Below are 26,401 nucleotides of genomic sequence, written 5' to 3' on the forward strand. Positions count from 1 at the left end.
GGGTGAACGGGATCGGTGGACCACCGCCGGTCCCGTTCGGCATGCTGGGATCGGTGACGCAACCGAAGGAGACCGCCATGAGCGCACTCAACGTGGGCCACGACCCCGAGCAGAGCTGGGACGACCTCGTCCGGTTCTGGGAGGAGATGGACTGGCCCGAGGGCAGCAAGGTGGAGATCATCGAGGGGATCATCACCGTGTCACCTGCTCCCGCACCCCGTCACAACGTGATCGCGGAACGCATCCAGCGTCGCCTGTACTCCGTGATCCCTGACGACTGGGGGGTCTATCAGACACAGGCCATCGCCGTCCCCTCGCGGCTCGGCATGTTCATCCCGGACATCCTGGTCGCCCCGGTCCAGGAGTGCACTGAGGCGGACACCTATCTGCCGGCCGCCGTGGCTGAGCTCGTCGTTGAGGTCACCTCCAGGAAGAACGCCCGCCACGACCGTGTGAACAAGCCCGCCGCCTACGCCTCAGCTGGCATCCACCTTTACCTCCTCGTCGACCGCTGGGCACCCGAAGGCCCCACCGCGACCCTCTACGGAGAGCCCCAGGGAGACGTCTACCGTCCTCTGGCCGTCGCCAAGTTCGGTGAACTGCTCACCCTCCCCGCGCCCTTCGACCTCGTCATCGACACCGGCGAGTTCCCCGAGACGTGACTCACCCCAACAAAGCCGCCACAACCACCAGCACCGGCACCGACAGCACCGTCGACACCAGGATCGAGTCCCGGGCCAGCCGCTCGCCCACGCCGTAGGTCGAGGCGTAGGTGTAGAGGTTCTGGGCGGCCGGCAGGGCCGAGGTCACCACCACGTCGAGCAGCTGGGCTCCGTGCAGGCCGAAGACGCCGGCCGCCAGTGCCCAGGCCGCCGTCGGCTGCCCCACCGACTTCAGTACGACCGAGAGCAGGACGAGCTGCCGGTCCGGGCCCCGCCCGGGCAGTGTGCTGCCGCACAGGGAGATGCCGAAGGCGAGCAGGACCGCCGGGACCGACATGCCGCCGATGAGGGTCAGGGGGTCCATGACGGGGGCGGGGACCTTCAGGCCGGACGCCGAGACCGCCACCCCGGCCAGCGAGCCGACCGCGATCGGGTTGCGCAGGGGCGTGAGCAGCCGTAGCCACAGCGGGCGCTTCCCACCCGCGCCCGACGCCAGGTCCAGGACCGTCAGCGCGACCGGGGTCACCCCCACCAGCTGGAACAACAGCACCGGCGCCACGAGCGAGGCGTCGCCCAGGACGTACACCGCGATCGGGATGCCGAGGTTGCCGGAGTTGACGTAGGACGAGCACAGCGCGCCGATCGTCGTACGGCCCAGGCCCCAGCCGCGTACGACACCCACCGCCACGAAGACGCCAGCCGCCGCTGCCGTGCTGAGCGCGGTCACCAGCAGGCGGCTGGAGAAGATCACCGACAGGTCGGCCCGGGCCAGCGTGGTGAACAGCAGGGCGGGGGAGGCGACATGGAAGGCCAGCTTGGTCAGGACCTCCCGGCCCTGGTCGCCGAGGTAACCGCGCAGACCGATGAGATAGCCGATCGCGATGACCACCGCGATCACCGCGAAGCCGGTCAGCACTCCCTGCACGGAGGCTCCTCAAGGGTGAGGAGGGCGTGGCGTATCCAGGGAGGTGCTGATGGGTGGCGCATACAGGTAACCCTCGGGGGCAGGTGCCACCCAGGTCAACGTGATCCTTCCCGCGCGGTCGAGGCGTCGGCCGATGAATTGTGTCCGCCCGCCAGGTCTACCGATCGTGGACGCCATGACACCCGCTGTACTCGTGCTGGCCGGCCCCGTCACCCGGGACGAGGTGACGGGGCTGAGCGACGAGGTCCGGGCGCTGTTGGGGACGACCCGGGCCGGGGTCGTGGTGTGCGATGTCGCCGGGCTCGGGCCGCCGGGCCTCGGCACCGTCGACCTGCTCGCCCGGCTCCAGCTCGCGGCCCGGCGCGCGGGGGGCCGGATCAGGCTGCGTGACCCCGATCCCGGACTACACGCCCTCCTCGACCTCGTCGGCCTCCGCTTCGAGGTGGAGGGGCAGGCCGAACAGGGGGAACCAGCGCTGGGTGTCGAGGAAGAAGTGGAACCCGGTGAGCCGGCCCTCTGAGATCTCCAGCACCTGCACCGCCCACGGGGTGTGACCGCCCTTGTCCGGGTCCGGCTTGTACTGGGCGAACCCTGGCATGCCGTTGACCTGGACCGGGATCAGGCGGGAGCCCTCGCAGGCCGAGCCCAGGGTCGTCATGAAGCCCGTGATGTCGTCGTGGCCCGTCAGCCACAGGTCGAACGGCGGCATCGTCATGATGGCGTCCTCGTGGAGGAGGGCCGTCAGCGCCGTCATGTCGTACCCCTCGAACGCCTTCACATAGCGGTCCAGGAGTTTCTGCTGCTCCTCGTCCAGCGGGTCGGAGACGGCCGCGTCGGCGCCGTGCTCCTCCCGCTCGGCGAGGGTGGCGCGGGCCCGCTGGAGGGCGCTGTTGACCGAGGCGACGGAGGTGTCGAGCAGTTCGGCCACCTCGCTCGCCTTCCAGGCCAGCACCTCGCGCAGGATCAGCACCGCGCGCTGCTTGGGCGGCAGTTGCTGGAGGGCGGCCATGAAGGCGAGCCGCACGGTCTCCTTGGCGACCGCGGCCTCCGCCGGGTCCTCGACCGTCGGCAGGATGCGGTTGTCCGGCATCGGCTCCAGCCAGGTGTGGTCGGGGCGGGGGGAGAGGGCGGCCTGGGAGAGGGGGGTCGACTCCGTGAGGTCCATGGGGCGGGCGCGCTTGTTGCCCGCCGTCAGCATGTCCAGGCAGACGTTGGTCGCGATGCGGTACAGCCAGGAGCGGAGGCTGGAACGGCCCTCGAACTTCTCGTAGCTCCGCCAGGCCCGCACCATCGTGTCCTGCACCGCGTCCTCGGCCTCGAAGGAGGAGCCGAGCATGCGGTAGCAGTACCCCGTCAGCTCCGTGCGGTGTTTCTCGAGCCTGACGTCGAGGTCCGTCGTCGTAGCCGTAACGTCCATCATCGTCCACCCACCCCTGTGGCCGTGCTGTGTCGCGCCTTTGCGCCCAGTACTTGGAAGCTACCGCAGGGGTCTGACAATGGCGTGCCGAGTGAGGAAACGTGCAGGTCAGATGCGTTTCTCGCCCCCGCCGCCCCTACCCGCCCCGTCCTCCAGGGGGCGCTGCCCCCTTCGACCCCCGCTCCTCAAACGCCGGAGGGGCTGATTTCAGCCCGTCCGGCGTTTGAGGACGAGGCCCCTTCAGGGCCGATGGGGGGTCTGGGGGCGCAGCCCCCATGCGGGGTCCAGGGGCGGCACGCCCCTGGGGACGGGCAGAGGCGGCGGGGGCGAAAAAACATCCCCTGACCAACCGACCTTGGCCAGGGGAAGTAGAACGTGCGGCTCAGGCCGTCGCGAGCCGCTGCTGGGCCCGGGCCGCACGTGTTCCGAGGGCGGTGATCGACACCACGCCGAGCACCGCGAGCAGTCCGACCCCGACCGTTCCGGCCCAGCCGCCGGCGTGGAAGGCGATGGCGCCGACCGTGCTGCCCGCGCTGGAGCCGATGTAGTAGGCGGACTGGTAGAGGGCCGAGGCCTGGGCGCGGCCGTGGGTGGCCGTCTTGCTGACCGCCGAGGACGCCACCGCGTGGCCCGCGAAGAAGCCGCCGGTGATCAGCACCAGGCCCAGCAGGACCAGCCACAAGGAACCGGAGAGAGAGACCAGCAGGCCCGTCGCCGTCGTACCGCCCGCCGCGTACAGCGCGCCCCTGCGGCCGAGGCGGCCGACCAGCCGGCCCGCCGTCGACGCGGACACCGTGCCCACCAGGTAGACCAGGAAGATCGAGCCGATGATGCCCTGGGGCAGCGAGAAGGGCGCCTCGGTCAGCCGGTAGCCGATCACCGTGTAGACGCCGCCGAAGACCGTCATGAACAGCGCGCCGATGGCGTAGAGGCGGCGCAGCAGCGGGTCGGCCAGGTGTCCACGGACCGTGCCGAGCAGCACGCCCGGCCGCAGTGATCCCGCCACGAAGTGCTTCGGCGCCGGGAGCAGCAGGCGGAACGCCACCGCACAGGCCACCGCGATCGCGCCGATGACCCCCACGGCCACCCGCCAGCCCCACTCCTGCGCGACCCAGCCGGTGATGACCCGGCCGCTCATCCCGCCGACGCTGTTGCCGGCCACGAAGAGGCCGATCGCCGTGACCAGTGCCTTCGGGCGGACCTCCTCGGCGAGGTACGCCGTCGCGGAGGCGGGCAGCCCGGCCAGCGCCGCACCCTGCACCGCCCGCAGCACGACCAGCGCGGGCAGCGAGGGCGCGAAGGGGACCAGGATCCCGACCGTCACCGCGACCGCGAGCGAGGCCGTCATGACCGTACGGCGTCCGAAGCGCTCGGAGAGGGCGCTCATCGGCAGCACGAACAGCGCCAGCCCACCGGTCGCGGCCGCCACCGTCCAGCTCGCCTCGCTCGCCGCGACCCCGAACTCGCCCGAGATCAGCGGCAGGAGGGCCTGTGTGGAGTACAGCAGCGCGAAGGTCGCGACACCGGCGAGGAAGAGGGCGAAGCTCATCCGGCGGTAACCGGGGCCGCCCGGGGTCAGACGGGAGTCGACGGCGGCGGGGACGGTGGATGCGGCGCCCACGCGGGTGGACGCCTCGGTACTGGCAGGCATGCCTCGAAGTTACGTACGACTTCGCTCATCCGTCCAATGCATGGATTCGCCATAATCGTTCCCATGGAGCATCAGCAAAGGTCACAGCCACGCCTGTCACCGTCCAGTGACACAGAAGACATGGTGACGGCGCTGGCGCCGCGGCTCGCCTACTTCGCCGGCGTGGCCCGTACCGAGCACGTCACCCGGGCCGCCCAGGAGATGGACGTACCCCAGTCGACGCTCTCGCGGGCCATGGTCCGCCTCGAACAGGACCTCGGCGTCGACCTCTTCGCCCGCATCGGCCGCACGGTCTCGCTCACCCCCGCCGGCCGCACCTTCCTCGCCTCCGTCGAACGCGCCCTCGCGGAGATCCGGCGGGCCGCCGACGAGGTTCGTGCCGACGCCGACCCGGCCACCGGCAAGGTCGCTTTCGGGTTTCTCCATACGATGGGTTCGGAGACGGTGCCCGGCCTCATCCGGGCCTTTCGCGCCGACCATCCCCGCGTCCGCTTCAGCCTGGTCCAGAACTACGGCGAGGCGATGATCGAGCGGCTGCGGGCCGGAGAACTGGACCTGTGCCTGACCTCCCCGGTCCCGGACGCCCCCGACCTCGTCGCGCGCCGCCTCGACGAGCAGAAGCTGCGGCTCGTGGTCCCCGCCGACCACCCCCTCGCGGCCCGCAAGCGGGTTCGCCTCGCCGAGGCCGCCGAGGAGCCCTTCGTCACCCTGGAACCCGGCTACGGCCTGCGCCGCATCACCGACGACCTCTGCCAGGAGGCCGGCTTCAAGCCCAGGATCGCCTTCGAGGGCGAGGAGGCGGAGACCTTGCGGGGGCTGGTGGCGGCAGGACTGGGCGTCGCCCTGCTGCCGCCACCGGCCTTTCCCCGCCCGGGAGTCGTGGAACTGACGGTCACAGCGCCACGGGCGGCCCGCGAGATCGGCGTCGCCTGGCTCGACGGCCACCCGGACACACCCCCGGTGGCCGCCTTCAAGAAGTTCCTGCTGTCGAGAAGGGGCAACCTGCTTCCGTGACCCAAACCCGCCCTGACCTACCGCCGGCGCCCGAACCCGGAAGCGAGCGGCATCCGCAGCCCCAGCGGCGGAGGCGCGGCCAGCGCGTCCTGCACCGGCCGGGACAGCGCCCGTCCGAACAGCGCCCCCATCACGAAGTCCTCGGTGAGAGCCTGTACTTCGGCCCGGTACTGGTGCAGTCCGTGCCCGTCGGAGTGCACCTCGAACCGGCACACCTCGCGGTTCGCCTTCTTCGCCCGGGACGCCAGCCGGAACGACAGCTCGGGGTCCGCCTGCTCGTCGTTGGTCCCGTGCACGATCAACACCCGTCGCCCCACGAGCTGCTTGACCGGTTCGGGGGTGGCCGCCACATCCTCCTCGGGCAGCCAAGGAGCGACCGCGACAACGGAGTTGACGGCCTCGTGACCGCCCGCGCGCAGTGCGGCCCGTGCGCCCATGTCGACGCCGACCAGGGACACGGGGACGTCGCCGTAGCGCCGTACGACCTCGTCGGCGGCCCAGGTCGCGTCGTGCGCGAGATGTGCTTCGCTGCCGTTCCACCCGCGATAGCGGTAGTGCACCAGGTGTGCCGCGAGCCCGTCGGCGTGTCCCGCACGGGCGAGTCGTCGTCCCAACGCCCTTATGGCGGAGGGGAGTCGCGTCGAGGCGGGTCTGCGCAGAGAGGTTTCGTCGCCGCCCGGGAGGAGCAGCACCACCCCGCTCACCGCCGCCGGCTCCGGGCCGATCGTCCTGCCCAGTCGGGCGCTGCGAACCGGCGTCGCTTGCTGTGCCATGACAGAACAGTGTCAGAAGCCCGGGTGTACGACACGGGGCGGGGCGGTCACCGTTACGTATCGGCGGATTCGTACAGCGGGCGCTCTACGCGCGTAGGCGTTAGAGTGCCAGGATGACGAGCCAGACTGACCGGATGGGGAGCGCCCCGAGCTCGGACCAGATCCGCCGGGCGCCCAAGGTTCTGCTGCACGATCACCTCGACGGCGGGCTGCGCCCCGGCACGATCGTCGACCTCGCCCGGGACACCGGGTACACCCAGCTCCCCGAGACCGACGCGGACCGGCTGGGCGACTGGTTCCGCGAGGCCGCCGACTCCGGTTCGCTGGAGCGGTACTTGGAGACCTTCTCGCACACCGTCGGCGTCATGCAGACCCGTGAGGCCCTCACCCGCGTCGCCGCCGAGTGCGCCGAGGACCTCGCCGAGGACGGCGTCGTCTACGCCGAGGTGCGGTACGCCCCCGAGCAGCACCTGGAGAAGGGGCTGACCCTCGAAGAGGTCGTCGAGGCCGTCAACGAGGGCTTCCGGGAAGGCGAGCGCAGGGCCAGGGCGAACGGTCACCGCATCCGCGTCGGCGCCCTGCTCACCGCCATGCGGCACGCGGCCCGCGCCCTGGAGATCGCCGAACTCGCCAACCGCTACCGCGACCTGGGTGTCGTCGGCTTCGACATCGCGGGCGCGGAGGCCGGTTACCCGCCCACCCGGCACCTCGACGCCTTCGAGTACCTGAAGCGCGAGAACAACCACTTCACCATCCACGCCGGCGAGGCCTTCGGGCTGCCGTCCATCTGGCAGGCCCTGCAGTGGTGCGGCGCCGACCGGCTCGGGCACGGCGTGCGCATCATCGACGACATCCAGGTCCACGAGGACGGCACGGTCAAGCTCGGGAGGCTCGCCTCCTACGTCCGGGACAAGCGGATCCCGCTGGAGCTGTGCCCCAGCTCCAATCTGCAGACCGGGGCCGCGTCGTCCTACGCCGAGCACCCGATCGGGCTGCTGCGGCGGCTGCACTTCCGGGCGACGGTGAACACCGACAACCGGCTGATGTCCGGGACCAGCATGAGCCGGGAATTCGAGCATCTTGTCGACGCGTTCGGTTATTCGCTCGACGACATGCAGTGGTTCTCCGTCAATGCGATGAAATCAGCGTTCATTCCTTTCGATGAACGACTCGCGATGATCAGTGACGTCATCAAGCCCGGATATGCCGAGCTGAAGTCCGAATGGCTGTTCCAGCAGACCGCCTCCACCAGCGGTTCTGTGACGGAAGAGGGCTGACAGTCGGCGTTCTCGGATACGGAACGCGGGCGGGTGTTCACAATCCGTCCGCATTTCGATGTTTGCGGCGGGCGGGTTCCCGTGTTTACGGTCATGGACCGCTGACATCCCGCAAACCCATTTCGAGGACGCATTTCATGAAGCAGTCTGCTGCCAAGACCCTCGGTGTCGCCGCCCTCGGTGCCGCCTTCGCCGCTGCCGGCGCGGGTGCCGCGAACGCCGCTCCGGCGGTCCCGGACGCCACCCAGGCGCTCGGCTCCGTCTCCCAGGGGCTCCCCACCGAGAACGTCACCAAGGCGCTGCCGGGTGCCGGTGAGGCGCTGTCGCAGGCCCAGCCGACGGTCGGCACCGGCCTCTCGGCCGCGCAGCCCGCCGCCGAGAAGGTCCTCGCCCACGGTCCGACCGGGCCCGTCGCCGGTCTGCTCGGCGGCCTGCCGATCGGCTGAGTCCCGCCGCTCCTCGCACGCGCCGGTGGGGCGCACCCCGAGATCACGGGGTGCGCCCCACCGGCGTACGCGCAGGGGTGTTCACCAGGCGGTCTGCGCCTTGTCTTCCGAGGGGAACAGGATCCACAGCGCGATGTAGAGCAGGAACTGCGGGCCCGGCAGCAGACAGGAGACCAGGAAGATCACGCGCATCGTGGTCGCGGAGGTGCCGAAGCGCCGTGCCAGCGCGGCACACACTCCGCCGATCATGCGGCCGTTGGTGGGGCGGGCGAGGCGGGACATTGCGGCTCCTTCGTGAGCGTCGGGTGGTCGGGTCCGAGTGACCCGTTCCAGCTGTCTTCAACGCTACGGAGACGAACACCCCAAAACGTCGCTCTACGGTGCGACCCCGACCCTGGGAATCGTCGGGGTCCTACCCTGAGCCGACTCCTCCTGGCGGACGGTGGTGCGCCGGTGGCGGTCGGTCCTGCGGCGGAGCGAGGCGCGTACCGCCGGCACGACCACGAGGTGTGCCAGGGCGACGCCCGAGGTGTTCAGGAACAGCGAGTCGATGTCGACGACCTGGCCGGGGACACCGGTCTGGAGCAGCTCTATGCCCAGGGAGATCAACGCCCCCGCGGCACAGGTGCGGATCAGGGAACCGACGGGGGACGCCCACAGGCGGCCGTGCACCATCGGGAGCAGGAAGCCGAGCGGGGCCAGGAGTGCGAGCCCCTCACCGATCCGGCGGGCCGCCTCCCGCCCGCCGAGGGCGAGGTCGGCGCGGATGCCGGCGAACGGGTGCAGGTTGGCGGGGACGACCCAGGGCACGTCCAGCGGACGCAGCGTGAACCAGGCGACGAACGCGAGGTGTGCGACCAGGAGGGCACCTCCTGCCACACGGACGCGAAGGGCGGCATTGCCGCCGACGAAGCCTTGACGCTGCACGCCCCCGTAGACGCCGCGCTCGGCACGATCGGTTCCGGAACACCAGGAGGTACCTGGGTGAGGTCTGCGCCACACGTGGTGGCCGGCCTCGCGTCAGCCGCCCGTCACCTCGGTCGACGGGGGCTGCCGGCTGCCCGGCCGGGTGCGGACCTCATCCGTGCAGTCGTAGCGGCGCGGGGGCGTGGTCGTGGGGCCGCCGAGGATGACGGAGCCGTCCCCCTCGGCCGCGGCCGAGTCGGAGAAGGTGCACACGACCTGGGCGAGGGCGTAGGCGGAGAGCTCGGTGGGCGGGGTGCTCAGCCGGAGCGTGTCCTCGGGGTCCTTGGCGCGCGGGCCGCCGACGGTCATGCCCCCGCGCACATACGTCTGGTACCCGGCGTCCCGCTCGGCCGCCGACGGTGTCTCGGCGAGCTGGTCGAGGAGTCCCTGCGCGACCAGTACCCGGTGCTCGGAGTCCGCGGTCCCGTCCGGGACCGTGAGGCTCCGGTCAACGGCCACCAGCGACGCCCCGCACAGCAGGAACACCTGGACGGCCAGCCCGTGCGAGGCCGGCTCCGCGGCGTTCGGCTCGGACAGCGAGCACCGCACCCGTGAGGGCGCCGGACCGAAGTCGGTGGGCACCTCGGTGGGCCGGATCCCGCACCCGGCGACCAGCAGGCCGAGCAGAAGGAGCGCCGGCAGCCGCCGCGTGTTCCGCCCGGCGCGCGGCGAGACCGCTCCCCGGGTTCGTCCCCGTGTGGGCTTCACGCCTCCCCCTTCTTCGCCCCGCTGTCGTCCTTCTTGGCCTCCATGAGCTGTTCCGCCAGCGCCGAGGCGTCCCGGGGAAGCCGCAGAGTGAAGACGGCACCTCCGTCGGGGGAGTTCGCCGCGGTGATCTCGCCGCCGTGGATGTGGGCGTTCTCCAGGGCGATCGACAGGCCGAGGCCGCTGCCCTCGGAGCGGGGGCGGGAGGCGCTGGCCTTGTAGAAGCGGTCGAAGACATGCGGGAGCACGTCCTCCGGGATGCCGGGGCCGTGGTCGCGCACCCCGATGACGATCTCGTCGGCCGCTGTCCGCACCGAGACCCGCACCGGTGAGCCGCCGTGCTTCAGCGCGTTGCCGATCAGGTTCGCCAGGATCACGTCGAGGCGCCGCGGGTCGAGACGGGCGTGGATGCCGCGCTCGGCGTCCAGGTCCACCGCGTCCAGCCACGCCCGCGCGTCGATGCACGCGGTGATCTGGTCGGCCAGGTCCACGTCGTCCAGCACCAGCCGGGCCGTGCCCGCGTCGAAGCGGGTGACCTCCATGAGGTTCTCGACCAGGTCGTTCAGCCGGCGCGTCTCGCTGACCACCAGCCGCACGGCGGGCTCGATCATCGGGTCCATGGAGCCGGACTCCGCCTCCAGCTCCTCCTCCAGGATCTCCGTCACGGCGGTGATCGCGGTGAGCGGCGTCCGCAGTTCATGGCTCATGTCCGCCACGAACCGCCGTGACGCGTCGTCGCGGGCGGACATGTCCTCGACCCGCTTCTCCAGCGCCTCCGCCGCGTAGTTGAACGTCCTCGACAGGTCGGCGAGTTCGTCGGTGCCCGACACCCTGAGCCGGGTGTCCAGCCGGCCCTCACCGAGCCGCCGGGCGGCGACTCCCAGCCGGTGCACCGGCTTGAGTACGGTCGTCGCGGCGGCCTGCGCGAGCAGCGCGGAGCCGATCAGGGCGAGCCCGGTGGCGATACCCAGCGACCAGGCAAGGGAGTTGAGGTCCTTGGCCTCCGGCTCGAGGGACTTGAGCATGTACCCGGTGGGGCCACCGCCGATCACCCGTGTACCGGCGACCAGATACGGCGTGTCGTGGTCGACGGTGCGCTGCCAGTACAGGTGGTAGGCGTACTTGTTGGCGGAGTCGACCCGCTGCTTCTCGTTCACCGCCTCGCGCAGCGACACGGGCACGTCCTGGAGCGTGAAGCCGTCCAGGGCGCCCGAATTGCCGTACAGCGTCCTGCCGTCGGCGCCGGACGAGACGAGCAGCACGCTGAAGCGCTGGCTGCTGCCCGCCATCTGTGCGGCCGCCTGCTGGAGTTCGTCCTGCGTGGGGTCCTCCGGCAGCGCGCCCGCGCGGTTCTGCATCTCCTGCTGGAAGTCCCGCAGGACCGCGTCCTGGGCGCGGGTGAGGACCGCCTCGCGGTTGAGCCAGTAGGCGATCCCGGACGCGGACACGGCGGCGGTCAGCGCCACCAGGCCGAAGACGACGACGAGACGCAGCCGCAGACTGGTGAAACGCAGCCGTGACCACACACCCTTGCGAGCCGCGAACCAGTCGCGGATCCCCCCTTGCGCTTCGGTCACTGAGGCGAGTCCAGCCGGTAGCCCACGCCCCGCACGGTACGGATCAGGGTCGGGGACGAGGGCACGTCCTCGACCTTGGCGCGCAGCCGCTGCACACAGGCGTCCACCAGGCGTGAGTCACCGAGGTAGTCGTGCTCCCACACGAGCCGCAGCAACTGCTGGCGGGACAGCGCCTGGCCGGGCCGCCGGCTCAGCTCCAGGAGCAGCCTGAGCTCGGTCGGGGTGAGCTGGAGGTCCTCGCCGTTCTTCGTCACGGTCATGGCCGCGCGGTCGATGACCAGGGAGCCGAAGCTCGCCGCGTCGGTCGACTCGCGTTCACCGCGCCGCAGCACGGCCCGGATCCGGGCGTCCAGGACCCGCCCCTGGATCGGCTTGACGACATAGTCGTCGGCGCCGGACTCCAGTCCGACGACCACGTCGATGTCGTCGTTGCGCGCGGTCAGCAGGATGATCGGCAGCTGGTCCGTGCGCCGGATGCGCCGGCACACCTCGAACCCGTCGATGCCGGGCAGCATCACGTCCAGCACGATCAGGTCCGGCCGCTGCTCACGCAGCAGTTTGAGGCCGTCCTCACCGGTGGCAGCGGTGGCAACCCGGTGGCCCTGGCGCGTGAGGCTCAGCTCCAGGGCCGTACGGATGGCGTCGTCGTCCTCGATCAGCAACAGGGAAGGCACGGGCTCATTCTGGCCCATGGAGGGGGTGAGGTTCGACCTGTGGGCACACCGGAGTCCGTACGGCACTCATCCGTGGGTCCGCTGTGCAATTCCTGGGACGGGCCCCTGTGACAGGTCTGTGACAGTCGGCGGACACGGCCATGAAGGTGCGAGGGCAAGCTTCTCGGCATCGGGCAACGCGGCACCGCCCGAGCAGACCGAACACCGGAAGTCCACGACGGGGGGCGCGAGATGAACACGCTGCACAGCATCAGCACCAGCGCAGTGGTCACGCGGCTGCACGACGTGACCCGGGGTTCCGAGAAGTCCGGTGCCGTGAGCGGGCGGGGGTGCGCTCGCGGCACCGGGCGTCAGCACACCGGGTACATGTCGGTGGTTGACACCAGCACGGGGGAAGCGCACGGGGGATCGTCGTACAGGGAGGACACGGGGGAACGGCACTCGCTGTCGGAGGCGGAGTTCACCGCCTACGTCCAGGAGCGCCGCGCCTCCCTGTACGCCACCGCCTACCACCTGACCGGTGACCGCTTCGAGGCCGAGGACCTGCTGCAGAGCGCGCTGTTCTCGACGTACAAGGCCTGGGACCGGATCAGCGACAAGGCAGCGGTCGGGGGCTACCTCCGCCGCACCATGACCAACCTGCACATCAGCGCGTGGCGCCGCCGCAAGCTGAACGAATACCCGACCGAGGAACTGCCGGAGACGCCCGGCGACACGGACGCGATGCGCGGCACCGAACTGCGCGCGGTCCTGTGGCAGGCGCTCGCCCGGCTCCCCGAACTCCAGCGCACGATGCTGGTCCTCCGTTACTACGAGGGCCGCACCGACCCGGAGATCGCGGAGATCCTCGACATCAGTGTCGGCACGGTGAAGTCCAGCATCTGGCGGTCCCTGCGCCGCCTGCGTGAGGACGAGGTCCTCAGCTTCGGCCGTGACGAGGAGAACGCCTTCGGGGAGCTCGTCGCCTGAGGGTGGGGGGAAAGCAAGGAAACGGGGGACCAGGGGTACCGGCTGGGGGGCCGGTATCCGTGGGGGGGACCACGGGGGTCACGGGGGACCGACGGGGAAGCACCACCCACGGGGGGGGAGTGCACGGGGGAAGCACCGAGAAGCGGGACTGGAGGGCCGGGGGGTCCGTCCAGTCCCGCTTTTCGCGTGCGCGGTCAGCCCACCTTCATGAGCCTCGCCCCGGTCGGCGTGTCCCCGACGGCGATGGCCTCGGCGGGCTCCTGTCCCTCGACGGCGTACGCGCCGGTCGTGCCCTCGCGGATGGTGGCCCCGGGATCGCTCGGGGTGTCGTCGCACTCCAGGATCTCGGCGGTTCCCAGGCGCTCACCCACGGTGAAGCCGACCTCCTGGGCGGGCAGATACTCGCGGTTCCCGTACCGCACGGAGCCCGCACACGAGGACGCCGTCTCGCCGCCCGACGTGCAGCCGGCGACGGCCGCGAACAGCGTGACCGCGAGGAACCGTAGGGCAGTTGTCATGGGCTTCCTTTCCGAGGGACCGTCTTCCGGTCCTACGACGGAGAAGGCGCCGTGCGCGTTCAGGCCGCCGGAGTCGCCGCCGGCCGGGCCCCCGCGGCCGCCGAGGCGAGACGGCCCAGAGCCTCGTCCTTGTCGCAGCGGTGGGCGCCCAGCGCGGTCTGGCGGGCGACGATCGAGCGCTCCAGGCGCATCAGCCGCCAGCCCCGACGCAGCAGGAACGGCACGGACTTGCGGCCCTCTCGCAGATCCCGCAGGAACCGGCGCCGGAACGTACGCACCGGACCCCGGCTCAGGCACAGCGCGTCGGCCAGCACACCGAGTTCCCGGCAGCGGGTGACGATCTCGGCGGCGAAGATGCCCTCCGCGATGAACAGCGGGGTCCGGCCCATCTCGACCGCCTCCTCGCCGGTGCGGGCGCTCAGCGAGATGTCGTAGACCGGGATCTTCGTACGGCCCGTGCGGCACAGCTCGACGATCGCGGTCACCGCGGTGTCCGCGTCCCACGACGAGGGGTGGTCCCAGTCGATGTCGGAGCTCCCCGCCACCAGCGGCAGCGTCGGGTCGTCGCCCTCCTTGTAGAAGTCGTCGAGCCTGAGGACCGGAAGGCCGGACCGGGCCGAGAGAAGGGACTTGCCGGAGCCGGAGGGGCCGCAGAGCAGCACGACTCGCATCGGTATGGGCGGTTGGGGACTCACGGGACACCAGTGTGAGGCATTCACCTGCCGTTCATCGACCCCGCGGGTTGGCTTTGAAGCGCGCGTCACACCTCAACTACCCTTCGTGTCGACACGCTTACCCAGTGCACGGAAAAGGTGGCAGAAACGATGGCCCGACACGCGAACCGGACCGTCCAGCGCACGCTCACCGCCCTCGCGACCGCGGGCGTCGCACTCGGCGCAGGCGCCGGGGCGGCCGCCGCGGACTCCGAGCCGGTCGTCGGCATGGTGGGAGTCCCGACCTCGCTGGGCAACATCGACCCGCAGGCCGGGGCGCAGGCGCTCACCGGCTCGGTCGGCTACGTCACCGGCCCGGTCGCCGGCCTCAAGCCGAACCCGCTGGCGGGGACGGGGGTGGACCCCCTGGACAACGGCGTCGGTACCCAGCTGGCCGACTTCCAGCCGCTGACCTCGCAGACGCTGACCGGGCCGGTCGCGCAGGCGCAGTCGATCGGCAACATGCCGGTGGTGGGGCAGGTGGCCGGGCTGTTGAACCACTGAACCGGACACACGGCCGCTTCGGCACGGAGCCGCGTCTTCCCCGGACGGAGGGAAGACGCGGCTCCGCGGTGTCGCGGCCCCGGGTCAGTACGCGGAGCCCGACGCTCCCAGCGACCCCGTCGGGTGCCACACCGTCTTCGTCTCCAGGAACGCCGTCAGGCGGTCGAGGCCCGGGGTGGCCGCCCAGTCGTCCACAGGCTGTGGACGCAGGACCCGCTTCAGGTTGTCCGCCGCCGCGATCTCCAGCTCCTTCGCGAGGACCTCGTCCGCGCCCGCCAGGTCGATCGCGTTGACGTCCTGGTGGGAGGCGAGGGGGGTCGCGATCTCCGCCGTGCGGCCGGAGAGGACGTTGACCACGCCTCCGGGGACGTCGGAGGTGGCCAGGACCTCGCCGAGCGACAGCGCGGGCAGCGGGGACCTCTCGCTCGCCACCACGACCGCCGTGTTGCCCGTCGCGATGACCGGGGCCAGCACCGAGACCAGGCCCAGGAACGACGACTCCTGCGGGGCCAGGACGGCCACCACGCCCGTCGGCTCGGGGGAGGACAGGTTGAAGTACGGCCCCGCCACCGGGTTGCCGCCGCCGACCACCTGGGCGATCTTGTCGGTCCAGCCCGCGTACCAGACCCAGCGGTCGATCGTGGCCTCGACCTGCTCGGCCGCCTTGGACTTCGACAGGCCCTCGGCGTCGGCCACCTCGTGGACGAACTGCGCCCGGCGGCCCTCCAGCATCTCCGCGACGCGGTAGAGGACCTGGCCGCGGTTGTACGCCGTCGCGCCCGCCCAACCGCCGAACGCCTTGCGCGCGGCCACGACCGCGTCACGGGCGTCCTTACGGCTCGACTGCGGCGCGTTCGCCAGCCACTTGCCCTTTGCGTCGGTCACCTCGTACACCCGGCCGCTCTCGGAACGCGGGAACTTCCCGCCGACGTACAGCTTGTAGGTCTTGAAGACAGACAGACGCTGCTGCTCGGACTTATCGGACATCGAGGTACGCCTCCAGGCCGTGGCGGCCGCCCTCGCGGCCGAAGCCCGACTCCTTGTAACCGCCGAACGGCGAGGTCGGGTCGAACTTGTTGAACGTGTTGGACCAGACGACCCCGGCCCGGAGTTTGTTGGCCACCGCCAGGATCCGCGAACCCTTCTCGGTCCAGATGCCCGCCGAGAGGCCGTACTGGGTGTTGTTGGCCTTGGCGACGGCCTCGTCCGGGGTGCGGAAGGTGAGGACCGACAGGACCGGGCCGAAGATCTCGTCGCGGGCGATGGTGTGCGCCTGGGTGACGTTCGTGAAGAGCGTCGGGGCGAACCAGTAGCCGGAGGACGGGAGTTCGCACTCCGGCGACCAGGGCTCGGCGCCCTCGGCAGCGCCCTTCTCGACGAGCGTGGTGATCCGCGAGAGCTGTTCCGCGGAGTTGATCGCGCCGATGTCGGTGTTCTTGTCGAGCGGGTCGCCGAGGCGCAGCGTGGACAGGCGGCGCTTGAGGGAGTCCAGCAGCTCGTCCTGGATCGACTCCTGGACGAGCAGGCGGGAGCCCGCGCAGCAGACCTGGCCCTGGTTGAAGAAGATGCCGTTGACGATCCCCTCGACGGCCTGGTCGATCGGGGCGTCGTCGAAGACGATGTTGGCACCCTTGCCGCCCAGTTCGAGGGTCAGCTTCTTGCGGGTGCCGGCGACCGTGCGCGCGATCTCCTTGCCGACCGCGGTGGAGCCGGTGAAGGCCACCTTGTTGACGTCCGGGTGCGCGACGAGCGCGGCCCCCGTGTCGCCGTAGCCCGGAAGGATGTTGACGACCCCCCTGGGCAGGCCCGCCTGGCGGCAGACGTCCGCGAAGAACAGGGCGGACAGAGGGGTGGTCTCGGCGGGCTTGAGCACGACCGTGTTGCCGGTCGCCAGCGCCGGGGCGATCTTCCACGCCAGCATCAGGAGCGGGAAGTTCCAGGGGATGACCTGGCCGGCGACGCCGAGGGGCTTCGGGTTCGCTCCGTAGCCCGCGTGCTCCAGCTTGTCGGCCCAGCCCGCGTAGTAGAAGAAGTGCGCGGCGACCAGGGGGAGGTCCGCGTCGCGGGTCTCCTTGATGGGCTTGCCGTTGTCCAGGGTCTCCAGGACGGCGAGCTCGCGGCTGCGCTCCTGGATGATCCGGGCGATCCGGAACAGGTACTTGGCGCGCTCCGAGCCGGGCAGCGCCGACCACTTCTCGAAGGCCCTGCGGGCGGCGGCGACCGCGCGGTCGACGTCCTCGGAACCGGCCTGGGCGACCTCGGAGAGGACCTCCTCGGTGGACGGCGAGACGGTCTTGAAGACCTTGCCGTCGGCCGAGTCCACGAACTCGCCGTCGATGAACAGCCCGTAGGAGGGCGCGATGTCGACGACCGAGCGGGACTCGGGTGCGGGTGCGTACTCGAATGCGGATGCAGGTGCCATGGTGATCAGTCCACCGTCACGTAGTCGGGGCCGGAGTAGCGGCCGGTGGCCAGCTTCTGACGCTGCATCAGCAGGTCGTTCAGGAGCGAGGAGGCGCCGAAGCGGAACCAGTGGTTGTCCAGCCAGTCCTCGCCGACGGTCTCGTTGACCAGGACGAGAAACTTGATCGCGTCCTTGGACGTACGGATGCCACCGGCCGGCTTCACGCCCACCTGGACGCCGGTCTGGACGCGGAAGTCGCGCACCGCCTCCAGCATGAGGAGGGTGTTCGCGGGAGTGGCGTTGACCGCGACCTTGCCGGTGGACGTCTTGATGAAGTCCGCGCCCGCCAGCATGCCGAGCCAGCTCGCGCGGCGGATGTTGTCGTACGTCGACAGCTCGCCGGTCTCGAAGATGACCTTGAGCCGGGCGTCCGTGCCGCAGACCTCACGCACGGCGACGATCTCGTCGTACACCTTCATGTACCGGCCCGCGAGGAACGCCCCGCGGTCGATGACCATGTCGACCTCGTCGGCGCCGGCGGCCACGGCGTCGCGCACGTCGGCCAGCTTCACGTCGAGGGCGGCGCGGCCGGCCGGGAACGCGGTGGCCACCGAGGCGACCTTCACGCCGGAACCGGCGACGGCCTCCTTGGCGACGGCCACCATGTCGGGATAGACGCAGACCGCGGCCGCGGCGGGGGTCGTCCGGTCGGTCGGGTCGGGGCGGACCGCCTTGGCGCCGAGCGCCCGGACCTTGCCCGGGGTGTCCGCGCCTTCCAGCGTCGTCAGGTCGACCATCGAGATGGCGAGGTCGATGGCGTACGCCTTCGCGGTGGTCTTGATGGAACGGGTACCGAGAGAGGCGGCACGCGCCTCCAGGCCGACCGCGTCCACGCCGGGCAGCCCGTGAAGGAACCGGCGCAGCGTGCTGTCGGACGCGGTCACGTCCGTGAGCGGGTGTGCGGCTGATGCAGTGGTGGGCATGGTCACCAGACGAGCATATCTACGCGCGTAGCGGCTGTACACCCCGGGCAGCGGGTTCCGAGGCACTCGCCCGCACACGAGCACCGACCCGGAGGGCGCTTAGGATCGGCCCCATGACGACCGCACCCCCCGAGTCGAGGGACCACATCTACCGCTCGCCCATGGCACTGATCGGCGGGTCCCTCCTCCTCGTCATCGTCGGCTGGCTGGGCATCGACGCCGTCGTCTCCGGCGCCGGCCGCACGCCGTGGCTCGCGCTCGCCGCCCTGATCCTCGCCGCACCGCTGGTGATCGCGTTCACCCTGCGCCCGGCCGTCTTTGCGAACAACGACCGGCTGCGCATCCGCAACCCCTTCCGCGTGATCGTCGTGCCGTGGGGGGAGGTCGAGATGCTCCGCTCCGGCTACTCGAACGAGCTGTTCGTCAAGTCCGGCAGCAAGTACCAGCTGTGGGCCATCCCGGTCTCCCTGCGCGGCCGCAAGAAGGCGGCCCGTCAGTCGGCCCGGCAGGCGGCCGCGGCGTCCGGCGGCCGCGGCTCCGGCAGGGGCCTGGGCCTGTTCGGCGGCGGAATGCGGGCGGACGGCTTCGGCGGCTCTGCGCCCGTCCCGGAGGGTCCGACCCGGGCCGAGACCGACAAGATCATCGACGACTTGCGCGAGATGCTGGAGGCCCGCGGGAAGGCGAAAACCTCCCAGGGCGAGGTTTCCGTGCGGTGGGCGTACGAGATCGTGGGGCCTGCGGTGGCCGGGGCGGTGCTGCTGGCGATTCTGGTGGCGGTGGGGTGATGCGTTTCGGGTGCCGCGCGGGTGTTGCGTGGCGTCGGCTGCGCGGTGAGGGCTGGTCGCGCAGTTCCCGCGCGCCTGAGGGGCGTCGAGGGTGCTGACTGCGGGCCTGTTGCCGCTCGATCGTGGTTGGGGATCGGTGGAGCCCGCGGGCCTGGTTACTGGTGGGTCACATAGTTTTGTAAGATCCACTCCGACCACTGCAAGCCCAATATGGGGGAACATCTCATGACCAAGCGCTTTTCCGCTCTGGCCGTCTCCGCGGCCGTCCTCGGAGGCTTCTTCATCACGTCGGTGCCCGCTCACGCCGCCACGTCGGCGGACCGGGGCGTGGTGTCCGTCAAGGCCGCCGTCACCTGCAACACGAGCCAGCTGCGCCAGCAGATCGCCAACCTCAAGACCAAGGCGGCGAAGCTGAAGCAGCTGGGGGAGACCGCGGCGGCCAGGAAGGCGCTCAGCGACGCGGCCGCCCTCCAGAAGAAGCTCGACGCGTGCATCAAGGCTGACGACGACGCGAGCAAGCCGTTCCCCGGATAAGTTTCCGGTCTCTGTATGTGGCGCTGCCCGTCCCCTTCCACGGATGAGCGGCGCCACACGCATGCTCGGGCCGCGCTCGGGAGCGGTTCGCCGTTGACTGGTTCAGCTGCCGGTTCGTCGCCGACGGGTTCAGGTGCAGGGCGGTTGCCGACCGGTTGGGATGTCGGGTCGCTGCTGACAGGCTCAGCTGCCGCCCCCCGTCGGCTGGTTCGGCCGCCGCTCAGTGCCGACGCGCAGCTGCTCGCCGCCGGCGGCGGGTGCGGGCGGTCGCAGGGCGGTTCGGGTGTCGGTCGGTGCCGGGGCCAGGGTGCTGGTTGCCGGGGGCGTGGGCGGATGCTGGGTGGTGGCTGAAGCGGTTTGATCCGGCTGCTGTCGACAGGGGGCGGCTGTCGGTCGGCGCCGGCGGGTTCAGCTGATGGCCGCCGACGGCTGGTTCGGATGTCGTCGGTGCCGGGGCCCGGGTGCCGGGGGCGGGGGCGGATGCTGGGTGGTGGCTGACCCGTTCTGATCCTTGGCGCTGCCGACAGCTGCCGGCCGGCGCTGACAGGCTCAGTGGTCGGTCAGCGCCGGGGCCAGGTGCTGTGGCCGTCGGTGGGCAGGACGGTACCGCTGGCCGGTTCGGCTGCGGGGTCAGATGCCGGCCGCCTCCGACAGGTCCCGCTTGATGGTGGTCAGGAGGGCGGTCGCCCTGGTGCGGGCGGCTGGGAGCTCGGCGTGGGTGGCGACCGGGACGACCACTTCCAGGTAGCACTTGAGCTTGGGCTCGGTGCCGCTCGGGCGGACGATGACCCGGGCGCCGTCCAGCGTGTAGCGCAGGCCGTCGGTGGGCGGGAGCCTGTCCGTGCCCTGGGTGAGGTCCTCGGCCCGGGTGATGGCCAGGCCCGCGAGCTCGGTCGGCGGGTGCTCGCGGAGCTGCTCCATCGCGCGGCCGATGACCGACAGGTCCTCCACGCGCACGGAGAGCTGATCCGTGGCGTGCAGGCCGTGTGTCACGGCGAGGTCGTCGAGGAGGTCCGGGAGCGTACGGTTCTGTTCCTTCAGCTCGGAGGCGAGCTCCGTGATGAGGAGGGCCGCGGTGATGCCGTCCTTGTCCCGTACGCCCTCGGGGTCCACGCAGTAGCCGAGGGCCTCCTCGTAGCCGTAGCGCAGGCCCTCCACGCGGGCGATCCACTTGAAGCCGGTGAGGGTCTCCTCGTAGGGAAGGCCCGCCCTCTCGGCGATCCTGCCCAGGAGGGAGGAGGAGACGATCGACTCGGCGAAGGTGCCCTGCGCTCCGCGGGCCACCAGGTGGGCGGCGAGCAGTGCGCCCACCTCGTCGCCCCTGAGCATGCGCCAGGCGCCGTCCTCCTTGACCGCCACCGCGCAGCGGTCCGCGTCGGGGTCGTTGGCGATGATCAGGTCCGGGTCCGTCTCCCCGGCCTTCGCGAAGGCGAGATCCATCGCGCCGGGCTCTTCCGGGTTGGGGAAGGCGACGGTCGGGAAGTCCGGGTCGGGGTCGGCCTGTTCGGCGACGAGTTCCGGGGCGGGGAAGCCGGCGCGGGCGAAGGCGGCGAGGAGGGTGTCCTTGCCGACTCCGTGCATCGCCGTGTAGAGGGTGCGGGCGGTGCGGGGGGAGCCCGCGGCGAGTACGGCGTCCGTGCGGGCGAGGTAGGCGTCGAGGACGCTGTCGTCGAGGGTCTCCCAGCCGGTGTCGGGGCGCGGGACGTCGTTCAGGGAGGTGATCGCGTCGATCTCCGCGGCGATGTCCGCGTCGGCCGGCGGGACGATCTGGGAGCCGTCGCCGAGGTAGACCTTGTAGCCGTTGTCGCGGGGCGGGTTGTGGCTGGCCGTGACCTCCACACCGGCCACCGCGCCGAGGTGCCTTATCGCGTACGCGAGGACGGGGGTGGGCAGGGGGCGGGGCAGGACCGCGGCCCTGAGGCCCGCGCCGGTCATCACGGCCGCGGTGTCCCGTGCGAAGTCGGCGGACTTGTGGCGGGCGTCGTAGCCGATGACCACGAGGCCGTCGGTGCTGCCGTGCCTCTTGAGGTACGCGGCGAGACCGGCGGCGGCTCGGATCACGACCGCGCGGTTCATCCGCATCGGCCCCGCGCCGAGTTCACCGCGGAGACCGGCGGTGCCGAACTGGAGGGTGCCGCTGAAGCGGGCGGCGAGTTCGGTGACGTCTCCGGCCTCGATGAGCTTGGCGAGCTCGTCGCGGGTGTCCGGGTCGGGGTCCTCGGCGAGCCAGGTCCTGGCCCGGGCGATGAGATCGTCGTGCACGGTTGCCTCCGGCGGTTGGGCGGTTCTTGTGCGGCTTGGTGGGGCCTGCGGCGGGCTGGGTGGGGCTGGGCTGTCGGGTGTGTGCGGGCCGGTGGGGGTGGGCGTTTTGCGCAATTCCCCGCGCCCCTGGTGCCTGCGTGGGCCTGCGGCGGGCTGGGTGGTGGGGTGGTCGGGTGTCTGCGGGTTCGGTGGGGGTGGGCGTTGTTGCGCAGTTCCCCGCGCCCCTGGATGCCTGCGGCGCAGCTGTGGGCCCGGTGGGGGCGGGTGTAGCGCGTGCGGGTGTGTTGTGGGTCGGTGCCGGGGTGGGGGGGGTATCCGTCCTCGGTCCGGCGGCTCGGGCCACTTGAGCAGGGCCCGGTGCCGGACGCCGGCCGCTGCGGGCGGACACCCCCCACCCCGTCCCCTTCCCGCCGTACGCGGCCGACGGCCCATCGGGGTGCTGGTGGCTGCAACCCCCCCAGGGGCGCGGGGAACTGCGCGACCAGCCGCAACGCACCCGCAGCCGCTCTGCGACATCCCGTGGCACCCCTGGTCGCGACTCTCAGATGCGGCCGAGAACCTGCGCAAGCAGCGACCCCATCCGGGTCGCACTGTCACGGCCCGCCTGAAGAACCTCCTCGTGGTTCAGCGGCTCACCCGTCATCCCCGCGGCGAGGTTCGTCACCAGCGAGATACCCAGAACCTCCGCCCCCGCCTCGCGCGCGGCGATCGCCTCGAGGACCGTCGACATGCCCACCAGGTCCGCGCCGATCACGCGGGCCATGCGGATCTCGGCCGGGGTCTCGTAGTGCGGGCCGGGGAACTGGGCGTAGACGCCCTCCTCCAGGGTGGGGTCGATCTCCTTGCACAGGGCGCGCAGGCGGGGCGAGTAGAGGTCGGTCAGGTCGACGAAGTTCGCGCCGATGATCGGGGACGTCGCCGTGAGGTTGATGTGGTCGCTGATCAGGACCGGCTGGCCGGGGCGCATGCCCTCGCGGAGGCCGCCGCAGCCGTTGGTGAGGACGATCGTCTTGCAGCCGGCCGCGACCGCGGTGCGCACGCCGTGGGCCACGGCCGCCACGCCGCGGCCCTCGTAGTAGTGGGTGCGGCCGAGGAAGACCAGGGTCCGCTTCTCACCGATCTTGTACGAGCGGATCTTGCCGCCGTGTCCCTCCACCGCCGGGGGCGGGAAGCCGGGCAGCTCGGTGACCAGGAACTCGGCGTCGGGGGCACCGAGGGCGTCCACGGCCGGTGCCCAGCCGGAGCCCATCACGAGGGCGACGTCGTGGGTCTCGGCGCCGGTCAGTTCGCGCAGGCGCGCGGCGGCGGCGTCGGCGGCGGCGTGCGGATCGCCCTGGATGTCGTCCGGAAGAAGAGATGCGTTCACGCCGATGAGGGTAGCTGGTCCGGGCCTACGCGCGTAGATGACAGAGCTGACGGGATGGCGATCGTTGTCTTGTCGTTTCCAACCAACCGGGTGACGCGGGTGCCGTGACGTGTCCGCTCAGCAGGGTCGCTTGCGGAGTTCCATGACGTAGTCGTGCGGCGCGCCCGCGGACTCCGCCGCGTCGGCGATCTCGCCCAGGTAGCGGGCGGAGGGCAGGCCGCCCTCGTAGCCGTTCAGGACGTACGTCCAGGCATGTTCCTCACCCTCCAGGGTGTGGACCCGCATGCGTGTGCGGCGGTAGATGTCCAGGCCCACGCCCTCCCAGCGGTCCATCGACTCGTCGTCGGCCGGGGCGATCTCGTAGAGCGCCACGAACACCTGGGAGAGGGGGTCCTCGACGATCGTCGCGAGTGCGCCCTCCCAGCCCATGTGCTCGCCCCCGAAGGTCAGCCGCCACCCGTTCAGCCACCCCGTGGCGCGCATCGGCGAGTGCGGGGCGCGGCGGGTCATCAGCCGCGCGTCGAGGTTGCCGGCGTAGGCGGCGTAGAGCGACATGGGTCGAGGGTACGGCAGCCTTCCCGGGTGTCTCTCCCGTAACAGTGGCATCTCGGGGAGCCCCCTGGGCCGTGGCACCCCGGGGCGTGCGGGACAATGGAGTACGTGACTCGGATCGTGATCATCGGTGGCGGACCCGGCGGATACGAGGCGGCCCTGGTGGCCGCCCAGCTCGGCGCGGAGGTGACCGTCGTCGACTGCGACGGTCTGGGCGGGGCGTCGGTGCTGACCGACTGCGTGCCGTCGAAGACCCTTATCGCTACGGCCGAGGTCATGACGACCTTCGATTCGTCGTACGAAGAGCTCGGCATCATCGTCGCCGACGACACCCCACCGCTGGAGCAGGCGGCGCGGGTGGTGGGCGTGGACCTGGGGAAGGTCAACCGGCGTGTGAAGCGGCTCGCCCTCGCCCAGTCGCACGACATCACGGCGTCGGTGACGCGTGCGGGTGCCCGGGTGCTGCGCGGGCGTGGCCGTCTCGAGGGCATGCAGGCGCTCGACGGGTCGCGGAAGGTCGTCGTGCGGGCCGTCGACGGGAGCGAGGAGACGCTCGTCGCGGACGCCGTGCTGATCGCCACGGGTGGTCATCCCCGTGAGCTGCCCGATGCCCAGCCCGACGGCGAGCGCATTCTCAACTGGACCCAGGTCTACGACCTCGACGAGCTGCCGGACGAGCTCATCGTGGTCGGGTCCGGTGTCACCGGCGCCGAGTTCGCCGGTGCCTACCAGGCGCTCGGCTCCAAGGTGACGCTCGTGTCGTCCCGTGACCGCGTGCTGCCGGGTGAGGACCCGGACGCCGCCGCCGTACTGGAGGACGTGTTCCGCCGTCGCGGCATGAACGTCATGGCGCGCTCCCGTGCCCAGTCCGCCAAGCGGGTCGGGGACCGGGTCGAGGTCACGCTGGCGGACGGGCGGGTCATCACCGGGTCGCACTGTCTGATGGCCGTGGGTGCCATTCCGAACAGCGCCGGGATGGGGCTGGAGGAGGCGGGCGTCAAGCTGCGCGAGTCCGGGCACATCTGGACCGACAAGGTGTCCAGGACCACGGCTCCCGGTGTGTACGCCGCCGGTGACGTGACCGGGGTGTTCGCGCTGGCCTCCGTCGCCGCCATGCAGGGGCGTATCGCCATGTACCACTTCCTCGGCGACGCGGTGGCCCCGCTGAACCTGAAGACGGTCTCGTCGAACGTCTTCACCGACCCGGAGATCGCCACCGTCGGCTATTCGCAGGCCGACGTGGACGGCGGCAAGATCGACGCCCGGGTCGTGAAGCTCCCGCTGCTGCGCAACCCGCGCGCCAAGATGCAGGGCATCCGCGACGGCTTCGTCAAGATCTTCTGCCGGCCCGGTACCGGGATCGTCGTCGGCGGGGTCGTCGTGGCGCCCCGCGCCTCGGAACTGATCCATCCCATCTCGATCGCGGTCGACAACAATCTGACGGTCGAACAGATCGCGAACGCGTTCACCGTTTACCCCTCCCTTTCGGGCTCGATCGCCGAGGTGGCACGGCAGTTGCACACCCGCAAGGAGACCGGCGGGGCCTGACGGCCGAAAGCGATTCCTGCCTGGTCACAGGGAGTTGTCGACCATTCGCGCGGCATAGGCGGGGGGATTAGGCCCTATACCACTTCCCACCCTGCCGTGCGAACATCTTCTGCTATTCGGCGCAAACAGCTGAAAGCAGACGGTCGTTGGCGTTACTGTCAGTTTCGTGTTCGCTGCAGAACGTCGCCAATTGATCCTCGAAATGGTGCGAGCCAATGGAGCCGTGTCGCTCCGTGAGCTCGCCCGCGTCGTCCAGACCTCCGAAGTGACCGTACGGCGGGACGTGCGCGCACTGGAGGCAGAAGGACTCCTCGACCGCCGGCATGGCGGTGCGGTATTGCCGGGCGGGTTCACGCGGGAGTCCGGCTTTCCGCAGAAATCACATCTCGCGACCGCCGAGAAGACGGCCATCGCCGATCTCGCCGCGGGTCTCGTCGAAGAAGGCGAGGCCATTGTGGTGGGGGCGGGAACCACCACACAGGAGCTCGCGCGCCGTCTCGCCCGGGTTCCCGGGCTGACCGTCGTGACCAATTCACTGCTGGTGGCCCAGGCGCTCGCCCATGCCAACCGGGTGGAGGTCGTGATGACCGGCGGCACCCTGCGCGGTTCCAACTACGCCCTGGTGGGTTCGGGGGCGGAACAGTCGCTCCAGGGGCTCCGGGTCTCGCGCGCTTTCCTCTCCGGGAGCGGGCTCACCGCCGAGCGCGGTCTTTCCACGTCCAACATGCTGTCGGCGTCCGTGGACCGGGCGCTGGTGCAGGCCGCCGCGGAGGTCGTGGTCCTCGCCGACCACACCAAGCTCGGCACCGACACGATGTTCCAGACCGTGCCCACGGACGTCATCACCCGCCTGGTCACGGACGAGCCTCCGGCCCACGACGACCGGGCCGGCACGGAACTCCAGGCGCTCGCCGACCAGGGGGTGCAGATCGCCGTGGCCGGCGCGTCGGGAGCGCCGGGGGGTGATCACGTCCCGGCGCGGCAGCAACAGCGCCGGGACGTGCCCGTGCCGGGCCCCCGCCGCAGCCAGCTCCCTTCGGGGGGCCCGTCTCTCCGGACGGCCACGGCCCTCGGCGACCCGGCTCAGGGTGCGGAGCGGGCACGGGTGGCGGACCTGCGTCGCCGCTGAAGCGATGCGCGGGGCGATGTCTCCGGGCGCCGGCTTGAGGGACGGGG

The 26,401-nt window shown here is 71.0% G+C and carries 28 protein-coding genes; 11 read left to right on the top strand and 17 right to left on the bottom strand.

Annotation, left to right across the window (positions count from 1 at the left end; all coding sequences use genetic code 11):
- Positions 1 to 77: 77 nt before the first annotated feature.
- On the top strand, positions 78 to 662 hold the full coding sequence (locus ABZT06_RS19920) for a Uma2 family endonuclease (protein ID WP_355742080.1): 585 nt from the start codon (positions 78 to 80) through the stop codon (positions 660 to 662).
- Between the two features lies 1 nt (position 663).
- Here the strand turns inward: ABZT06_RS19920 and ABZT06_RS19925 are convergent, their stop codons facing one another.
- On the bottom strand, positions 664 to 1,587 hold the full coding sequence (locus tag ABZT06_RS19925; RefSeq protein WP_355742083.1) for an AEC family transporter: 924 nt from the start codon (positions 1,585 to 1,587) through the stop codon (positions 664 to 666).
- Between the two features lie 175 nt (positions 1,588 to 1,762).
- Here ABZT06_RS19925 and ABZT06_RS19930 point away from each other — a divergent pair, with 175 nt between their 5' ends.
- A complete protein-coding gene (locus ABZT06_RS19930; protein WP_355742086.1) occupies positions 1,763 to 2,107 on the top strand; it encodes an STAS domain-containing protein in 345 nt (114 codons plus the stop codon).
- Here ABZT06_RS19930 and ABZT06_RS19935 read toward each other — a convergent pair.
- Both ABZT06_RS19935 and ABZT06_RS19940 read right to left on the bottom strand, forming a co-directional pair.
- Positions 1,991 to 3,007 (bottom strand): sigma-70 family RNA polymerase sigma factor, encoded by a 1,017-nt coding sequence (locus ABZT06_RS19935; protein WP_355742089.1) that lies wholly within the window; start codon positions 3,005 to 3,007, stop codon positions 1,991 to 1,993. The genes ABZT06_RS19930 and ABZT06_RS19935 overlap by 117 nt on opposite strands.
- Before the next feature lie 379 nt (positions 3,008 to 3,386).
- Positions 3,387 to 4,655 (bottom strand): MFS transporter, encoded by a 1,269-nt coding sequence (locus ABZT06_RS19940; protein ID WP_355742091.1) that lies wholly within the window; start codon positions 4,653 to 4,655, stop codon positions 3,387 to 3,389.
- A gap of 63 nt (positions 4,656 to 4,718) precedes the next feature.
- Here ABZT06_RS19940 and ABZT06_RS19945 point away from each other — a divergent pair, with 63 nt between their 5' ends.
- Entirely contained in the window at positions 4,719 to 5,669 is a 951-nt protein-coding gene (locus ABZT06_RS19945) for a LysR family transcriptional regulator (protein WP_355742094.1), read from the top strand.
- A gap of 17 nt (positions 5,670 to 5,686) precedes the next feature.
- Here the strand turns inward: ABZT06_RS19945 and ABZT06_RS19950 are convergent, their stop codons facing one another.
- A complete protein-coding gene (locus tag ABZT06_RS19950) occupies positions 5,687 to 6,442 on the bottom strand; it encodes an alpha/beta hydrolase (protein WP_355742096.1) in 756 nt (251 codons plus the stop codon).
- A gap of 113 nt (positions 6,443 to 6,555) precedes the next feature.
- On the opposite strand from ABZT06_RS19950, the gene ABZT06_RS19955 reads away from it, so the two are divergent.
- The gene (locus tag ABZT06_RS19955) at positions 6,556 to 7,719 is read left to right on the top strand and encodes an adenosine deaminase (protein WP_355742099.1); all 1,164 of its coding nucleotides are present in this window, start codon (positions 6,556 to 6,558) and stop codon (positions 7,717 to 7,719) included.
- Positions 7,720 to 7,856: 137 nt separating this feature from the next.
- Positions 7,857 to 8,165, top strand: coding sequence for an ATP-binding protein (locus ABZT06_RS19960; RefSeq protein ID WP_355742101.1), 309 nt, complete (start codon positions 7,857 to 7,859; stop codon positions 8,163 to 8,165).
- A gap of 81 nt (positions 8,166 to 8,246) precedes the next feature.
- Here the strand turns inward: ABZT06_RS19960 and ABZT06_RS19965 are convergent, their stop codons facing one another.
- The 5 genes from ABZT06_RS19965 to afsQ1 form a co-directional block, all read right to left on the bottom strand.
- Positions 8,247 to 8,447 (bottom strand): PspC domain-containing protein, encoded by a 201-nt coding sequence (locus ABZT06_RS19965; protein WP_123762707.1) that lies wholly within the window; start codon positions 8,445 to 8,447, stop codon positions 8,247 to 8,249.
- Between the two features lie 93 nt (positions 8,448 to 8,540).
- Positions 8,541 to 9,092 (bottom strand): VanZ family protein, encoded by a 552-nt coding sequence (locus ABZT06_RS19970; protein ID WP_355742104.1) that lies wholly within the window; start codon positions 9,090 to 9,092, stop codon positions 8,541 to 8,543.
- A gap of 93 nt (positions 9,093 to 9,185) precedes the next feature.
- On the bottom strand, positions 9,186 to 9,773 hold the full coding sequence (locus ABZT06_RS19975) for a hypothetical protein (protein WP_355742261.1): 588 nt from the start codon (positions 9,771 to 9,773) through the stop codon (positions 9,186 to 9,188).
- A 62-nt stretch (positions 9,774 to 9,835) separates the two neighbouring features.
- Positions 9,836 to 11,413, bottom strand: coding sequence for a HAMP domain-containing sensor histidine kinase (locus tag ABZT06_RS19980; protein ID WP_355742107.1), 1,578 nt, complete (start codon positions 11,411 to 11,413; stop codon positions 9,836 to 9,838).
- Positions 11,410 to 12,087: a two-component system response regulator AfsQ1 gene (gene afsQ1 / locus ABZT06_RS19985; RefSeq protein ID WP_355742109.1), complete on the bottom strand. Its 678-nt coding sequence runs from the start codon at positions 12,085 to 12,087 to the stop codon at positions 11,410 to 11,412. Before afsQ1 ends, ABZT06_RS19980 begins: the two co-directional genes overlap by 4 nt.
- Before the next feature lie 231 nt (positions 12,088 to 12,318).
- Between afsQ1 and ABZT06_RS19990 the strand changes: the two genes are divergently transcribed.
- A complete protein-coding gene (locus tag ABZT06_RS19990; protein WP_355742112.1) occupies positions 12,319 to 13,056 on the top strand; it encodes a SigE family RNA polymerase sigma factor in 738 nt (245 codons plus the stop codon).
- A 194-nt stretch (positions 13,057 to 13,250) separates the two neighbouring features.
- Here ABZT06_RS19990 and ABZT06_RS19995 read toward each other — a convergent pair whose 3' ends face one another.
- Positions 13,251 to 13,574 (bottom strand): DUF6281 family protein, encoded by a 324-nt coding sequence (locus ABZT06_RS19995; RefSeq protein WP_355742115.1) that lies wholly within the window; start codon positions 13,572 to 13,574, stop codon positions 13,251 to 13,253.
- Between the two features lie 59 nt (positions 13,575 to 13,633).
- Complete coding sequence (locus ABZT06_RS20000) at positions 13,634 to 14,338, bottom strand: uridine kinase (RefSeq protein WP_355742118.1); 705 nt, start codon at positions 14,336 to 14,338, stop codon at positions 13,634 to 13,636.
- A gap of 60 nt (positions 14,339 to 14,398) precedes the next feature.
- Here ABZT06_RS20000 and ABZT06_RS20005 point away from each other — a divergent pair, with 60 nt between their 5' ends.
- The gene (locus ABZT06_RS20005) at positions 14,399 to 14,791 is read left to right on the top strand and encodes a hypothetical protein (protein ID WP_355742121.1); all 393 of its coding nucleotides are present in this window, start codon (positions 14,399 to 14,401) and stop codon (positions 14,789 to 14,791) included.
- Positions 14,792 to 14,875: 84 nt separating this feature from the next.
- Here the strand turns inward: ABZT06_RS20005 and ABZT06_RS20010 are convergent, their stop codons facing one another.
- Genes ABZT06_RS20010 through deoC form a run of 3 tightly spaced genes read right to left on the bottom strand, consistent with a single transcriptional unit; the run spans position 14,876 to position 18,178 of the window.
- On the bottom strand, positions 14,876 to 15,778 hold the full coding sequence (locus ABZT06_RS20010) for an aldehyde dehydrogenase family protein (protein WP_355742124.1): 903 nt from the start codon (positions 15,776 to 15,778) through the stop codon (positions 14,876 to 14,878).
- Positions 15,768 to 17,213, bottom strand: a complete 1,446-nt coding sequence (locus tag ABZT06_RS20015; protein WP_355742127.1) for an aldehyde dehydrogenase family protein — start codon at positions 17,211 to 17,213, stop codon at positions 15,768 to 15,770. Before ABZT06_RS20015 ends, ABZT06_RS20010 begins: the two co-directional genes overlap by 11 nt.
- A gap of 5 nt (positions 17,214 to 17,218) precedes the next feature.
- Complete coding sequence (deoC, locus tag ABZT06_RS20020) at positions 17,219 to 18,178, bottom strand: deoxyribose-phosphate aldolase (protein ID WP_355742264.1); 960 nt, start codon at positions 18,176 to 18,178, stop codon at positions 17,219 to 17,221.
- Between the two features lie 113 nt (positions 18,179 to 18,291).
- Here deoC and ABZT06_RS20025 point away from each other — a divergent pair, with 113 nt between their 5' ends.
- Entirely contained in the window at positions 18,292 to 18,963 is a 672-nt protein-coding gene (locus tag ABZT06_RS20025) for a PH domain-containing protein (protein WP_355742129.1), read from the top strand.
- Between the two features lie 225 nt (positions 18,964 to 19,188).
- Positions 19,189 to 19,497: a hypothetical protein gene (locus ABZT06_RS20030; RefSeq protein WP_355742132.1), complete on the top strand. Its 309-nt coding sequence runs from the start codon at positions 19,189 to 19,191 to the stop codon at positions 19,495 to 19,497.
- Positions 19,498 to 20,127: 630 nt separating this feature from the next.
- Here the strand turns inward: ABZT06_RS20030 and ABZT06_RS20035 are convergent.
- The 3 genes from ABZT06_RS20035 to ABZT06_RS20045 form a co-directional block, all read right to left on the bottom strand.
- Positions 20,128 to 21,759: a phospho-sugar mutase gene (locus ABZT06_RS20035; protein ID WP_355742134.1), complete on the bottom strand. Its 1,632-nt coding sequence runs from the start codon at positions 21,757 to 21,759 to the stop codon at positions 20,128 to 20,130.
- 541 nt (positions 21,760 to 22,300) lie between these two features.
- On the bottom strand, positions 22,301 to 23,125 hold the full coding sequence (locus ABZT06_RS20040; RefSeq protein WP_355742136.1) for a purine-nucleoside phosphorylase: 825 nt from the start codon (positions 23,123 to 23,125) through the stop codon (positions 22,301 to 22,303).
- A 117-nt stretch (positions 23,126 to 23,242) separates the two neighbouring features.
- Positions 23,243 to 23,680 (bottom strand): gamma-glutamylcyclotransferase, encoded by a 438-nt coding sequence (locus ABZT06_RS20045; protein ID WP_007384315.1) that lies wholly within the window; start codon positions 23,678 to 23,680, stop codon positions 23,243 to 23,245.
- A gap of 96 nt (positions 23,681 to 23,776) precedes the next feature.
- On the opposite strand from ABZT06_RS20045, the gene ABZT06_RS20050 reads away from it, so the two are divergent.
- Together ABZT06_RS20050 and ABZT06_RS20055 are read left to right on the top strand one after the other, a co-directional pair.
- The gene (locus ABZT06_RS20050) at positions 23,777 to 25,225 is read left to right on the top strand and encodes an NAD(P)H-quinone dehydrogenase (RefSeq protein WP_355742140.1); all 1,449 of its coding nucleotides are present in this window, start codon (positions 23,777 to 23,779) and stop codon (positions 25,223 to 25,225) included.
- Between the two features lie 166 nt (positions 25,226 to 25,391).
- Positions 25,392 to 26,354 (top strand): DeoR/GlpR family DNA-binding transcription regulator, encoded by a 963-nt coding sequence (locus tag ABZT06_RS20055; protein ID WP_355742143.1) that lies wholly within the window; start codon positions 25,392 to 25,394, stop codon positions 26,352 to 26,354.
- The last annotated feature ends 47 nt before the right edge of the window (positions 26,355 to 26,401 follow it).

Source organism: Streptomyces sp. NPDC005483 (assembly GCF_040606035.1).
In the GTDB taxonomy this organism is placed as follows: Bacteria; Actinomycetota; Actinomycetes; order Streptomycetales; family Streptomycetaceae; genus Streptomyces.

Excerpts from the sequence above, each read along its gene's own strand:
- ABZT06_RS19920 (WP_355742080.1), top strand. The coding sequence starts at position 78 with ATGAGCGCACTCAACGTGGGCCACGACCCCGAGCAGAGCTGGGACGAC.
- ABZT06_RS19930 (WP_355742086.1), top strand. The coding sequence starts at position 1,763 with ATGACACCCGCTGTACTCGTGCTGGCCGGCCCCGTCACCCGGGACGAG.
- ABZT06_RS19935 (WP_355742089.1), bottom strand. The coding sequence starts at position 3,007 with ATGATGGACGTTACGGCTACGACGACGGACCTCGACGTCAGGCTCGAG.
- ABZT06_RS19940 (WP_355742091.1), bottom strand. The coding sequence starts at position 4,655 with ATGCCTGCCAGTACCGAGGCGTCCACCCGCGTGGGCGCCGCATCCACC.
- ABZT06_RS19945 (WP_355742094.1), top strand. The coding sequence starts at position 4,719 with ATGGAGCATCAGCAAAGGTCACAGCCACGCCTGTCACCGTCCAGTGAC.
- ABZT06_RS19950 (WP_355742096.1), bottom strand. The coding sequence starts at position 6,442 with ATGGCACAGCAAGCGACGCCGGTTCGCAGCGCCCGACTGGGCAGGACG.
- ABZT06_RS19955 (WP_355742099.1), top strand. The coding sequence starts at position 6,556 with ATGACGAGCCAGACTGACCGGATGGGGAGCGCCCCGAGCTCGGACCAG.
- ABZT06_RS19960 (WP_355742101.1), top strand. The coding sequence starts at position 7,857 with ATGAAGCAGTCTGCTGCCAAGACCCTCGGTGTCGCCGCCCTCGGTGCC.
- ABZT06_RS19965 (WP_123762707.1), bottom strand. The coding sequence starts at position 8,447 with ATGTCCCGCCTCGCCCGCCCCACCAACGGCCGCATGATCGGCGGAGTG.
- ABZT06_RS19990 (WP_355742112.1), top strand. The coding sequence starts at position 12,319 with ATGAACACGCTGCACAGCATCAGCACCAGCGCAGTGGTCACGCGGCTG.
- ABZT06_RS19995 (WP_355742115.1), bottom strand. The coding sequence starts at position 13,574 with ATGACAACTGCCCTACGGTTCCTCGCGGTCACGCTGTTCGCGGCCGTC.
- ABZT06_RS20005 (WP_355742121.1), top strand. The coding sequence starts at position 14,399 with ATGGCCCGACACGCGAACCGGACCGTCCAGCGCACGCTCACCGCCCTC.
- ABZT06_RS20010 (WP_355742124.1), bottom strand. The coding sequence starts at position 15,778 with ATGTCCGATAAGTCCGAGCAGCAGCGTCTGTCTGTCTTCAAGACCTAC.
- ABZT06_RS20015 (WP_355742127.1), bottom strand. The coding sequence starts at position 17,213 with ATGGCACCTGCATCCGCATTCGAGTACGCACCCGCACCCGAGTCCCGC.
- deoC (WP_355742264.1), bottom strand. The coding sequence starts at position 18,178 with ATGCCCACCACTGCATCAGCCGCACACCCGCTCACGGACGTGACCGCG.
- ABZT06_RS20025 (WP_355742129.1), top strand. The coding sequence starts at position 18,292 with ATGACGACCGCACCCCCCGAGTCGAGGGACCACATCTACCGCTCGCCC.
- ABZT06_RS20030 (WP_355742132.1), top strand. The coding sequence starts at position 19,189 with ATGACCAAGCGCTTTTCCGCTCTGGCCGTCTCCGCGGCCGTCCTCGGA.
- ABZT06_RS20045 (WP_007384315.1), bottom strand. The coding sequence starts at position 23,680 with ATGTCGCTCTACGCCGCCTACGCCGGCAACCTCGACGCGCGGCTGATG.
- ABZT06_RS20050 (WP_355742140.1), top strand. The coding sequence starts at position 23,777 with ATGGAGTACGTGACTCGGATCGTGATCATCGGTGGCGGACCCGGCGGA.